The organism is Micromonospora sp. NPDC052213 (assembly GCF_040679695.1).
GTDB lineage: Bacteria > Actinomycetota > Actinomycetes > Mycobacteriales > Micromonosporaceae > Micromonospora.
Window position 1 is genome coordinate 10,717 of the sequence record NZ_JBFAVI010000126.1, and the last position, 10,158, is coordinate 20,874.

General features: G+C 76.9%; 8 protein-coding genes. 2 read left to right on the plus strand and 6 right to left on the minus strand.

All coding sequences use genetic code 11. From position 1 onward, the window contains the following. The first annotated feature begins 118 nt into the window (after positions 1–118). On the plus strand, positions 119–442 hold the full coding sequence (locus tag AB0L34_RS24675; protein ID WP_363706949.1) for a hypothetical protein: 324 nt from the start codon (positions 119–121) through the stop codon (positions 440–442). 251 nt (positions 443–693) lie between these two features. Beyond that, the gene (locus AB0L34_RS24680) at positions 694–1,728 is read left to right on the plus strand and encodes a PHB depolymerase family esterase (protein WP_363706951.1); all 1,035 of its coding nucleotides are present in this window, start codon (positions 694–696) and stop codon (positions 1,726–1,728) included. Between the two features lie 43 nt (positions 1,729–1,771). Here the strand turns inward: AB0L34_RS24680 and AB0L34_RS24685 are convergent, their stop codons facing one another. The 6 genes from AB0L34_RS24685 to AB0L34_RS24710 all read right to left on the minus strand — a co-directional run bounded on the left by AB0L34_RS24685 (position 1,772) and on the right by AB0L34_RS24710 (position 10,078). Further along, entirely contained in the window at positions 1,772–4,159 is a 2,388-nt protein-coding gene (locus AB0L34_RS24685; protein ID WP_363706953.1) for a tetratricopeptide repeat protein, read from the minus strand. Then, positions 4,156–5,919: an ABC transporter permease subunit gene (locus AB0L34_RS24690; protein WP_363706955.1), complete on the minus strand. Its 1,764-nt coding sequence runs from the start codon at positions 5,917–5,919 to the stop codon at positions 4,156–4,158. Before AB0L34_RS24690 ends, AB0L34_RS24685 begins: the two co-directional genes overlap by 4 nt. Further along, complete coding sequence (locus tag AB0L34_RS24695; RefSeq protein ID WP_363706957.1) at positions 5,916–7,196, minus strand: extracellular solute-binding protein; 1,281 nt, start codon at positions 7,194–7,196, stop codon at positions 5,916–5,918. Before AB0L34_RS24695 ends, AB0L34_RS24690 begins: the two co-directional genes overlap by 4 nt. Further along, on the minus strand, positions 7,193–7,801 hold the full coding sequence (locus tag AB0L34_RS24700; RefSeq protein WP_363706959.1) for an ATP-binding cassette domain-containing protein: 609 nt from the start codon (positions 7,799–7,801) through the stop codon (positions 7,193–7,195). The genes AB0L34_RS24695 and AB0L34_RS24700 overlap by 4 nt, the downstream gene beginning before the upstream one ends. 92 nt (positions 7,802–7,893) lie before the next feature. Next, complete coding sequence (locus tag AB0L34_RS24705) at positions 7,894–9,420, minus strand: hypothetical protein (protein WP_363706961.1); 1,527 nt, start codon at positions 9,418–9,420, stop codon at positions 7,894–7,896. Positions 9,421–9,427: 7 nt separating this feature from the next. Next, complete coding sequence (locus AB0L34_RS24710) at positions 9,428–10,078, minus strand: hypothetical protein (protein WP_363706963.1); 651 nt, start codon at positions 10,076–10,078, stop codon at positions 9,428–9,430. Positions 10,079–10,158 lie beyond the last annotated feature (80 nt).

Genomic DNA, 10,158 nt, shown 5'->3' on the forward strand with positions numbered 1-10,158 from the left:
TCGATGGGTGGCCGCCGGGCCCCGTGACCGTCTGGTGACGGGTGGCGGGCCGACTCGGCGGGGTCGCGGGGTGGGGGCGCGGGCACCGGCGCCCGACGTCGTACGTCATCCTGACGGCATGGCCGACGCGAACGTCCCGGAACCGCTCACGCTCCACGTGTACTGCCGGCTCACGGTCGCCGTGACCGACCCGCGAGTGCTCACCGACCACGCGGTGGCCGAGCTGCGGGCGGCGGACATCGACTGGTCGGCGGAGGAGGACGACCTCGACGCGGCCGCGGCGGAGCTGCGTGCCGACGTCGCGGTGTCGCTGGCGTCGGTGGTGGACATCGGCCGGTTGGTCGACGGGCTGCCGGGCGTGGCGGCCAGGGGCGGACTGTGCTGGGCCGAGGCCGGAGCACCCCGGGAACCGCGCTGGCCCGGTTCCCCGAGCCCGCAATGACGGCGGCGACGGCATCGGGCGGTACGACAACCCCGGCGGTGCCGATCCGCCTGCACGGGTCGGCGGCCGACCGGGTCCGGTGGCGGTGCCGTCGTGTCGGGTGGGGTGGGAGGTACGGGTGCGAGCTGTGGACGGCCGACACCCCGACGCCGCCCGAGGTGTCGACGCCGCTCATGTCCGATGTGGTCGGTGTCACGCTAGCGTCTGCGCACGCCGACACCACCGCCACCGCTCCCGGACAGGAGAGCGCCATGCCCACACCGCTCAGGGCCGCCACCGTCCTCGTCACCGCGCTGCTGCTCGTCCTCACCGCGGCGGCCCCCGCCCAGGCCGCCACCCCGTACACCAAGACACCCGTCTCCGGGTCGCTGCGCGCCTACAACGTCTCCGGCGTGTACGTCGCCGGCGTCTCCTCCGGTGGCTACATGGCCACCCAGCTCCACGTCGCCTACTCGTCGCGGATCCGGGGCGCGGCGGTCTTCGCCGCCGGGCCGTACTACTGCGCGCAGAACAACGTCGTCCAGGCGCTCAACGCCTGCGGCGACAACCTGTACCCGACGAACGTGACCGCCCTGCAGACCTACACCCGGACGTGGGCCACCTACGGCTGGGTCGACCCGGTCGGCAACCTCTCCGGCGATCCCGTGTACGTCTTCCACGGCAACAACGACGGCGTCGTCAAGAAGTCCGTCACCGACGACCTGGTCCGCTACTACCAGCACTTCGGCGCCGCCGTGCAGTACGACAGCGGCTCGTCGGCCGGCCACGCCTGGGTCACCCCGTACGGGACGCTGGGGTGCACCGCCACCGCCTCGCCCTTCCTGAACGACTGCGGCACCGACCCGCAGAACGCCCTGCTGCGCAAGCTGCTCGGCAGCGTGCAGGCGCCGAACACGGGCCCGCTCGGCGGCACGCTCATCCGGTTCAGCCAGAACACCCACGCGGTCAACGGTTGGGCCAACGGCCTGAGCATGGACGCCAACGGGTTCGCCTACGTCCCGGCGTCCTGCGCCGCCGGGCAGTCGTGCCGGCTGCTGGTCGCCCTGCACGGCTGCCTCCAGGGCTACGGCGCGGTCGGCACCGCCTTCGTCGACCGGGCGAACCTCAACCAGTACGCCGACACCAACAACCTGATCGTGCTCTACCCGCAGGCGCGGGCCACCGCCGGCACCAACCCGAACGGGTGCTGGGACTGGTGGGGCTACCTCGGCGCGACCAACTACCCGATCAAGGGCGGCGCCCAGGTGGAGACCATCATGAACATGGTCCGCCGGCTGGACGGCTGAGCCGCCCCGACGCCTGAGCGGGGGCCCCGCACCAGGCTCCCGCTCAGGCCGGCTCGTCGGCGGGCGCGTCGCTGCCCACCAGGCGCGCGTCCGCGGCGGCCTGACCGTCGGCGTCCCCCGCCTCCTCGCACACTGTGGCGGCGTCCACCCAGTGCCGCCGCGCCTCGGCGGCGTCGCCGAGGGCCGCCGCCGCGTCGCCCAGGTGCAGCAGCGTCCGCCCCAGCCCCGCCGTCGGCCGCCCGTCGCGTAGCCGCCGGCTCTCCGCCAGCAGTTCGTACGCCTGCCGTGCCTGGCCGGGCGCGGAGGCCAGCAGCGCCGCCCCCGCGTTGAGCAGCGCGGCGGCCCGGTTGGTCGGGTCGGCCACGGACTCGTACTCGCGCAGCGCCGCCCGCCACGACTGCGCCGCGTCGAGGTGCTCGCCGAGCCCGGCGTGCACGAGCACCAGGTTCGTCAGCGCCGCCGCGTAGCCCCGGGCGTCGCCGAGCGCGCGGAAGGCGTTCGCCGCCCGCACCAGGTGGTGGTGCGCGGTCTCCAGCTCGCCCCGCGCCAGCCGGGCGGCACCCATCCCGAGGTCGGTCAGCGCGTGCCCGGCCCGGTCCGCGCCGGATCGGTGCCGCCGGGACAGCTCCAGGTGCTCCACGGCGTCGTCGAGCTGCCCCAGGTCCAGCAGCACCAGGCCGAGGTTCATCCGCGCCTGCGCGGTGCCGCGCCGGCCCCGCTCCGCCACCGCCAGGCTGAGCGCCGTGGCGGCCCCCTGCGGGTCGCCCCGGCGGCGGCGCAGCACCCCCAGCTCGTTGTGCGCCCAGCCGGCGATCTCCGGCCGGTCGTCGGCGGTGGGCGTGGCCAGCACCGTGCGGCACACCTCCTCCCACTCGCCGAGCCGCTCCGCGTGGGCGAGCCACCCGCACAGCGCCACCGCCAGCCGGAACCACCAGCGGCGCACCCGCCGCGGCAGCGTCTCCGCCGCACCCGCCGGCACCCTCACCACCGCCAGCAGCAGCTCCTGGTGCAGGTCGAACCAGCCGTACGGGTCGTCGTCCAGGGCCAGCGTCGGCTCCCGGTCCGGCGGCGAGCCGGCCACCGTGAGGCTCGCGGCGTGCCGCTCGGCGCAGCGGGCCAGGTGCCGGGTGAGCCGGGCCTGCGCGGCCACCCGCCGCCGCGCCGGCTCCGCGTCGCGCAGGTGCATCCGGGCGTACGGGCCCAGCAGCGGGCGCACCTCGTAGCGGTCCCCGGGCGCGCCGGTCACGAACCCGCCGGTGGCCAGCTCGTGCAGCAGCGCGGCCACCCGGTCCGGGCGGCGGCCGGCGAGCGCCGCGATCGTCGGCCGGTCCAGCGGCACCGGGCTGAGCGACATCAGCCGCCACAACCGCCGCGCCTCGCCGCCGAGCGCGTGGTACGCGGTGTCCCGCCCGGTCACCAGCAGGGTCGCCGGGGACGCGGCGACGTGCTGGTGCGGGGGCGTGTCGACGGCGCGGCGCAGCGCGTCGAGCACGTCGGCGTGCCGCCAGCCGTGCTGCGCCGTACGCCGGCCCAGCTCCGCCACCGTGCGGGGCTGCCGGCCGCACAGCTCGACGAGGGCGCGTACGGCCGGGTCGGTGCGCGGATCCGGGCGGTGCGGCCGGGCGACGGGCGCGGCGGCGCCCGCGGCGGCGAAGAGCTCGACCGCGTCGTCGGCGTCCGGCTCGGGGAGGCCGTGCGCCACCACGCCCTCCTGGGCGTCGAGCGCGGGCGTGCCGACCAGCTGCAGTCGGCAGGCCCGCGCGGTCGGCGGCAGCAGCGGCCGGACCTGGCCGGGGTCGTCCACGTTGTCCAGCACGACCAGGATCTGTCGGCCGTCGAGCTGCCCGCTCACCTCGTCGGCGGCGTCGGCGAGGTCGTCGGCGTGGCCCGACGCCGGCGGCCGGGTGCCCAGGATCCGGGCCAGCGCGGTGAGCACCTGCCGCGGGCCGTGCGGCCGGCCGCCCCGCCGCAGGTCCAGGTAGTACTGGCCGTCGGGGAAGTTCTTCCGGCACAGGTCGGCGGCCTGGATCGCGCAGGACGAGGTGCCGACGGCCCGCCGGCCGACCACCGCGACCGCGTGCTCCTTCGTCAGCAGGTCGATGATCGCGTCGAGGTGCCCGGCCCGCCCGGTGAAACCCGCCGGCAAGGGCAGGGTGGGACCGCCGACGGCGGGCGGGGTCCCGGGGCCTTCCTTCGGCTCGTCCTGCTGACGCTGGCGCCGCCACTCCACGATCACGGCGGCGGCGAGGCCGAGCACGATCACCCCGGCGCTCGCGGAACCGAGCTGGGCGACCGACAGCTCGGAGAGCAGGTTGCCCGTGACGTTGCCGAGCACCGCGCTGACCGTCCCGCCGACCACGCCACCGATCGCCAGCAGCAGGCTCAGCCGGCGCGGCCGGCGGGAGCGGCCGGCGGGCCCCTGCCCGCTCACCGGACGCCCCCGGCGACCAGGCCGGCGACGAGCTGGCGGCGGGCCAACACCACCAGCAGCACCGGCAGGATCGAAGCGATCACCGAGCCGGCGGCGAGCGCGCCGCTGTTGGCGACGAAGCCGCGGGTCTGGCCGGCGAGGAACAGCCCCAGCGGCACCGCGCCCGGGCCGCTGAACAAAAGGCCCACCACCAGGTCGTTCCACACCTGCACGAACTCCAGCACGGCGACGGCGACGACGGCCGGGCGGTTGTGCCGGGCGAGCAGCCGCAGCGTGCCCCACCAGTGCCGCCCGCCCACCCGGGCCGCCCGCACCTGCTCGGCGGGCAGGTCGGCGAAGGCGTTGCGCAGCACCAGCACGGCGAACGGCACGCCCAGCGCGACGTGCACCAGCGCCAGGCCGCGCGCCGTGCCCGAGGACAACGCCACCCCGAGCACCTCGTTGACGGGCCCCGCGATCACCTGCACCGGCACGATGCTGGCGGCCATCAGCAGCAGGCCCGTGCCCTGGGCGGCCGGCCCCGTCAGCCAGGCGAGGGGGTACGCGGCGAGCAGCGCGACGCCCAGCACCGCGGCGGTCACCACCGTCGCCAGCACCAGCGTGAAGCCCAGCGTGCGCCACAGCTCGACGCCGGTGAGCAGTTCCCGGTAGGAGGCGAGGCTCGGCGGTCTCGACCACCAGCCTTCACCCGCGGCGTCCACCGTTCCGTGCAGCGAGGTGGCGAGCAGCACCCCGAGCGGCACCAGCCAGGCGACCGCCGCGCCCGCGACCAGCAGCCGGGTCGACCGGCGTGGTGCCGGCGCCGCCGGGTCGGGCCCGGCGGGCGCCGGGTCCCGGGGCGGAGGCCAGGCCTGCCGCACGAACAGCGCCGCGACCAGCACCCCGGCGGCCACCGCCACCAGCCAGACGACGCCGAGCGCGGCGCCCTCGCCGGTGGTGGCGCCGTTGGACGTCTGCCAGACCCGCAGCGCCAGCACCGACGCCTCGTCGCGCACCGAGCCGGGCGCCAGCACCAGGATCAGGTCGAACGTGCGGGTGGTGCCGAGCGCCACCAGGGTGAAGACCACCGCGACCGTACGCAGCAGCAGCGGTCGCCACTGGGCGTCCCAGAGCACGTCGCGGCGGTTGCCGCCGTACGCGCGGACCGCGTCGGCGAGGCTCGGCGGCACCGCGTCGAGGGCGGCCCGGAACACCAGCACGGCCAGCCCGACCCAGGCCCACACGAACGCCGACATCAGCGCCACCGTGACCAGGCCGGGGCCGAGCAGGTGCGGCGCGTCCGCCGCCGACCGGCCGGTCAGCTTCGCGGCGACCAGGGTGGCCAGCCCGCGCTCCGGGTCCGGGTCGTACATGAGCCGGAACGTGACGCCGGTGACCACCAGCGGCAGCGCGGTCGGCACCACCAGGATCAGCCGGACCAGCCCGCCCTCCTGCGAGCGGCGGGAGGCGGCGGCGAGCAGGTAGCCCAGGACGGTCACCACGGCCGGCACGACCAGCGCCCAGAGCACCGTGCGCCCCACCACCGCGCCGGTGCCGGGCGCGGCCAGCGCGGTGCGGTAGTGCTCCGCGCCGACCCACCGGCCGTCGGTGGTGACGCTGGCGTGCAGCGTACGCAGCACCGGCCACGCCACCAGCCCGCCGAGCAGCAGCAGGGCGGGCAGCAGCAGCGTCGAGGTGGCCCCCGCCGCAGGGTAGGCCCGGCCGCGCCGGGGCGGGCCGACGTCGTCGAGCACCGCCGGCTCGCCCAGCACCCGGCTCATCGGCCCCTCCCCGCGGAGCGGGCCGCCGTGGCCAGTTGACCGGTCGCCCGCCGGACCGCCTCGCCGACGGCGACCCCGTCGGTGACGTCGGCGAAGAAGTCCTGCATGATCCGCCAGATGCCCACCCCGTCGGAGCCGGTGAACGGGCCGGGCAGCCGGTCGGAGAGGTCGAAGCGCACCACCTCGGCCGTGCGCAGCTCGGCGGCGAGGCGGCGGCGCACGGCGTCGCGGTAGTCCGCCAGCGGCACGGACACGTTGGGGGAGAGGTAGCCGCCGGCGCGCAGCCACGGCTCGAACGCCGTCCCGCCGCTGAGCCAGCGCACCAGTTCCGGGCCGCGGGCCGAGCCGGCGAAGGCCACCGCCGCGTCGCCGCCGACGATCAGCGGCTTGTCGGCCAGCCGGGCGCCGGGGAACCGGAACGTCTCCGGCCGCTCCGGGCCGCGGCGGAACCGGCTGGCGACGTCGTCGACGAAGTCGGCCTCGAAGAGCATCGTGGCCCGCCGGTGGTACACCACCTGGATCACCGACTCCTCGTACTGGGTGAGCAGGGCGCGGCGCCCGCCGCCGGGGAACGCGCCGTCGACGCGCCACAGCTCGGCGAGCCGGTCCAGCGCGACCTGCACCGGCCGGGCCCGCCAGTCGGCCTCACCGTGGGCCAGCGCCTCGTAGAAGCCGGGCGGCGCCACGTCGGCGAGGACGTTCTCGAACCAGTCGGTGAGCACCCAGCCGTCGGCCGCGCCGACGGCCAGCGGGGCGGGGCCGTCGCCGGCCCGGGCGCGCGCGCCGAGCCGCCGGGTGAGCGTGACGAGCTGGTCCCATGTGCGTGGCGGCTCGGGGAGCATCGACGGGAGGTACCAGAACAGCGACTTGTGGGCCGCCTTCACCCAGACGCCGTAGCGCCGCCCGTCGGCGGTGAGCAGGTCGGCCATGCCGGGCGGGAGGGCGTAGCTGGCGGCCGGGGTGAGCTCGCGCAGCCAGCCGCGCCGGGCGTACTCCACGACCAGCCCCGACCTGGGCAGAATCGCCACGTCGGGGCTGGTGCCGGCGAGCTGGCGGGCGCGCAGGAACGCGTCGATGTCGTTGCCGGCGCTGATCACCTGCACGCCGGCGTCGTAGCCGGCCACCACCTCGCGGAACCGGGCCAGCTCCCCGCCGCTCCACACCACCGCGACCTGGACCGCCGGTTCCGCCCGGGAGCAGCCGGCGACGGCGGTCGCGCCCGCCGCCGAGGCGGCCCGCAACAGGGTACGGCGGCGCAGCCGCCCCGGTGCGGTCACGCGACCACCTCGGCGGCGACCGGCACGTCGGCCAGCGCGTCCGGATCGCGGGTGCACACCAGCACGGCCGCCCCGGCGGTGTCCGGCGGCGACAGCCGGCCGACCAGGTCGGTGAGCCGCCCGCCGCCGGCCGGCCCGGTCGGCAGGTCGATCACCAGCACCTCGGGCAGGCAGGCCACCGCCCGGGCCAGCGCGACCCGGAACCGTTGCGCCTCCGACAGCAGGTGCGGTCGCAGCTCCAGGGTCGGCGCCAGCTCCAGCCGGTCGACCACCGTCGCCGTCCAGTCGTCGGCGACCTCCCGCACCCGCTCCCGCCGTCGCAGGCCGTAGGCGATGTTGCGGCGCACGGTCAGGTGGGGCAGCAGTGCGCCGCCGGCCGGGACGTAGGCGATCCGGCGGCGCGGCGGCGGCATCCCGGTGACGTCCCGACCGCCGACCAGGACCTGACCGGCGACCGGCGCGGCCAGCCCGGCCACCACCCGGGCGACGGCGGTGCCGACCGGCGGGTCGGCCACCAGCGCGGCCGAGGCGCCCGCGGCGACGTGGAGGGTCACCGGCGCGGCGTCGGGCACGGCGACGAGTTCGCGCAGTCGTAACGTGGCCATCACCTCCGGTGACCCGGGCAGTCACCCCCAGGGTGGCACAAACCGGCGACCCGCGGTGCCCCGCAACCCTCCTCTGTGGAGTCAGGACGGGGTCATGCCACCACCTCCGGCGGCACCGGCTCCAGCGCGTCGAAGCGCAGCCCCAGGGACGGCGGGGTGAGCAGCGGCTGCCGTCGCCGCTGGGTCCACAGCACCGGCCTGCCGTCGGTGGCCCGGGCCAGCACCGCCCGGCGCTCCACCCGTACGCCGTCGGCCGGCACCGCCGCCGGCTCGAGCTGGTGGGTCGGGTGCGTCCCGCCGGCGGCCGGGTCGACCAGCAGGTCACTCTCCGCCTCGGGCAGCAGCACCGCCGTGGGCCCGGACAGGTCCACCCCGCGCCCCTGCACGTACCGGCGCCGTCCGGCGACCTCCTCCACCACGTACGGGTGCCAGTGGCGGGGCACCCTCGTCATCGGCCGGTACGTGAACCCGGGCCGGCCGGAGGCGTCCAGGTGGGCCGGGGGCTCGGCCGGGGCCTCCTCGTCGCCGAGCACCCCGCGCCCGCGCAGCCGCTGCTCCACCGCCCAGACCAGGTTGGCGTCCTCGTCGGTGCCGATCACCACCTCGTCGAGCACCGGGCCGACCAGCGGTGTGGCCGCCGTGGCCCAGACCACCAGGGAACGGCTGTCCAGCCCGTCGGTGGCGAAGAGGCTCCAGCCGGCGGGCGGCGTCACCGGCCAGTCCTCGCCGAACGAGTCGTGCACCACCACCTCGTCTAGGGTGACCACGTGCCCGGCCAGACCGGGCACCGCGAAGGCGAACCAGTCGTCGGAGTGGTTGACGATCAGGTCGATCAGCAGCAGCGTCGCCAGGTGGGAGCGGTCCGGCGGGTAGCCGGCGACGTCCACCGCGGCGTCCTCGATCTGCCACCATCGGGGCAGCGGCGCGCCCGGGTAGCGGACCCGCCGGGGCACGGTGGTCGCCGCGTCGACCGGCACGGGCGGGTCGGGCAGCGGGCGGTCGGCGTCCACCGCGTACCAGTCGAGGTCGCCGCCGTCGTGCCGGCGCAGCGCCAGGGTCACCCCGTCGGCGGTGAAGTCGGCGTCATAGGCCAGCTCCGCCGGATCCCACAGGTCCACCGGCTCCGGCTGCGGCGGGCGCAGCCCGGCGAACCACGCCTCGGGCAGACCCAGCTCGCTGCGCCGCCGCCACAGCTCGCGGCCGTCCACGCCGGTGCCGTCCAGCACGTCGTACGGCACCGGCAGCGCCGCGAGCAGCAGGGTCGGGTCGGCCGGCAGGGGAGTCCCGGCCGTCCCGGCCGCCGCCGCGACCGACCGGCCCGCCGCGATCCGCCGGCCGGGCGTCCACCAGTCACCCGGCTCGGACTCGACGATCGCCTCGGCGGGGGTGGTGCGCGGGTCCAGGTGTGGCTGCCCGCCCAGCGGGTCGACGGGAGTGAGCCGGGCCCGGTAGCTGACCCGCACCGGGGAGGACGCGTCCTCGCCCCGGTGCTCGCCGAGCTGCCACTGGCGGCCGAGCAGCCAGGCCGGGTCGGCGACCTCGGCGGCGAAGCCATGGGTCAGGTCCGACCCGGCCTGGTCGGCCTCCAACCGTCGTACCGTGTCGAAGACCAGTGCCATCGCCGGTTCACCTCCGGGTTGCATCGAGCGGGACCCCCGTGGGTCCGTCGGCGGGCAGCAGCCCGGCCGGCAGCAGCCCGCGCAGGCCGGGGGTGAGGTCGGCCGGCCGGGCGACCCGGGCCCGGGCCAGCTCGCGGACGTCGGCGAGGAGTTCCACCAGGGTCTCGGGGTCGAGTGGCCGCGACAGGTCCGGCGGCACGGCGAGCAGGATCGCCTGCGGCGCCCGGGCGGCCGGGGCGTCGAAGCCGAAGGTCGCCGCCGTGGCCTGCGCCGCCTCCGGGACCACCTCGGTGAACCGGTCGAGCACGGCCACCGCGACCGGCGCCCCTGGCGGCGTGGCGGTGAGGTCCAGCGTCGCGTCGGCGTACGCGACGACCAGCCGTCGCCCGTCGGGGCCGCCGCTCTGCCACGGGTCGCCGAACTTGTTGCTCCAGCCCGCCAGGGCCGGCCCGGCGGCGGCGGGTGTGCCCTCGGCGAGCTGGTGCGCCTCCAGCCTGGCGAGCGGCTCCCGGACGGCGGCGACCACCGGCAACCACTCCGCGTCCAGCGTCCCGTCGCCGGTCAGCGCGGGCAGCGCCGAGCGGGGCAGCCGGGCGGTCACCGCGAGCTGGCCGGTCGGGCTGACCAGCGCGGCGAGCTGCCCGTCCTTCGACCACATCGGGTCAGAGGTGGAGCGTCCGTGGATGACGTACTACGACCAGGCCCAGCATCTCGGCGACACTGGTCACGCGCTCTTCG

Excerpts from the sequence above, each read along its gene's own strand:
- AB0L34_RS24680 (WP_363706951.1), top strand. The coding sequence starts at position 694 with ATGCCCACACCGCTCAGGGCCGCCACCGTCCTCGTCACCGCGCTGCTG.
- AB0L34_RS24690 (WP_363706955.1), bottom strand. The coding sequence starts at position 5,919 with ATGAGCCGGGTGCTGGGCGAGCCGGCGGTGCTCGACGACGTCGGCCCG.
- AB0L34_RS24710 (WP_363706963.1), bottom strand. The coding sequence starts at position 10,078 with ATGTGGTCGAAGGACGGGCAGCTCGCCGCGCTGGTCAGCCCGACCGGC.
- AB0L34_RS24675 (WP_363706949.1), top strand. The coding sequence starts at position 119 with ATGGCCGACGCGAACGTCCCGGAACCGCTCACGCTCCACGTGTACTGC.
- AB0L34_RS24700 (WP_363706959.1), bottom strand. The coding sequence starts at position 7,801 with ATGGCCACGTTACGACTGCGCGAACTCGTCGCCGTGCCCGACGCCGCG.
- AB0L34_RS24705 (WP_363706961.1), bottom strand. The coding sequence starts at position 9,420 with ATGGCACTGGTCTTCGACACGGTACGACGGTTGGAGGCCGACCAGGCC.